The organism is Corallococcus sp. CA054B, assembly GCF_003611625.1.
GTDB classification, from domain to species: Bacteria; Myxococcota; Myxococcia; order Myxococcales; family Myxococcaceae; genus Corallococcus; species Corallococcus coralloides.
This window is the reverse complement of the sequence record NZ_RAVY01000386.1, coordinates 1-1673: the sequence shown is the minus strand read 5'-3', so window position 1 is coordinate 1673 and position 1673 is coordinate 1. Positions and strand designations below refer to the sequence as shown.

Genomic DNA, 1673 nt, shown 5'->3' with positions numbered 1-1673 from the left:
GCGCTCCCCACCGTGGCGCCCGCGCCCCGCGCCGCGGGACTGCCCAGGGCGGTGTGGGCCACGGTCGCGGCGCTCTACGTGCTCCTCTTCCCGTACCACCCGGGCCTGCGCTCGCCCAACGAGCTGTGCCGCCTGTGGCAGACGCGCGCCCTGGTGGAGGACGGGACACTGGAGATCAACCGCGCCCTGCGCGACTACGGCCCGGTGGGCGACCTGTCCGTGATGGACGGGCGCTACTACCCGTCCAAGGCGCCGCTTTTGTCCTTCGCCGCGGTGCCCGTGTACGCGGGCCTGAGGGTCATTGGCGGCAGCCACCGCTACGCCGTGCCGGAGGTGCCGCTCGTCTTCTTCAGCCGCCTCTTCCTCACGGTGCTGCCCACGCTGGGGCTGCTGTGGCTGGTGCGCCGCTTCCTGCGCGCGTTCCTGTCGCCCATCGTCGCGGACGGCGTCACGGTGACGTACGCGCTGGGCTCGCTCGCGTTCAGCTACTCGCTGCTCTTCATGAGCCACCAGACGACGGCGGTGCTGCTCTTCGCGGGCTTCTACGCGCTCTGGAAGCTGTCGCGCGGAGAATGGCGCGAGCGCGGCTACGTCGTGGCCGGCGCGTGCGCGGGCGCCACCGTCGCCGCTGAATACACCGGCGCGCTGGGCGTGCTGGGCCTCATCCTCTACGCCGTCCTCACCGTGTTGGGCACGCCGGAGGCTCCGGAGCCTTGGGCCGCGCGGCTGAAGAAGCTGGGCCGGGCCACGGGGCTCGCCGTGGTGGGCGCGCTGCCCTTCATCGTGGCGCTGGGGCTCTACCACCAGGCCACCTTCGGGCACCCGCTGGAGACGGGCTACAAGCACCTCAACGACGCGGCCTACCAGCCGTGGCACCTGGGCGGCTTCCTGGGCATCCGCACACCGGATCCGCGCGCCTTCACGCTGTCGTTCTTCTCCCCGCTGCGGGGCCTCTTCACCCTGTCGCCGTTCCTCCTGCTCGCGCTGCCCGGGCTCGCGCTGCTCAAGCGCCTGGGCCGGACGTCCGCGGAAGGACGCGCCCTCTTCTGGATGTCCGCGGCCACGCTCGCCGGCTACACGTACTTCACCTCGTCGTTCACCTACGACTCGTGGGGCTGGACCACGGGGCCCCGGCACCTCACGGGGCTGGTGCCCTTCCTGCTGCTGCCCGCGGGCCTGGTGCTGGAGCGGCTGCGCGGCGCAGGCCGTCCGGTGCTGTCCGGCATCGCGGCCATGCTGTGCGCGGCGTCCGTGCTCGTCACGGGGCTGGCCACCTTCGTCAACTACATCCCCGACGACGTCTCCACCCCCGTGCTCGCGCTGGCCCGGCCGCTCCTGCGGGACGGCTACCACCCGCCCAACCTGCTCGCCTGGTTCGGCCTGCCCACGTCCGTGGCGGGCGCGGTGCTGCTCGCGGCGCTCCTCACCGTGGCGGCGTCCGTCTTCGGAGCGCTGCTCCGGGACGCGGCCGGACGCGCGCCTCCGCCCGCCGCCTGGGTGGCGGGGCTCGCGACGCTGGCGGTGCTCGCGAGCGCGCAGGCGGCGTTCACCCGGAACGACCGGGCGGATCAGAACGCGGTGCGCTTCCTGGAGTCCGTCTGGCTCCAGCCCCCCAACCGCCCCACCGCGCCCTTCTGGCCCCGCGCCGGTTCCTGAGCGCGTGGCTATACTGG

The 1673-nt window shown here is 73.3% G+C and carries 1 protein-coding gene; it reads left to right on the top strand.

Annotated elements, in window-relative coordinates:
* On the top strand, positions 1 to 1656 hold a 1656-nt coding region (locus D7V80_RS40885; protein ID WP_370452642.1), incomplete at its 5' end, for a hypothetical protein.
* Positions 1657 to 1673 lie beyond the last annotated feature (17 nt).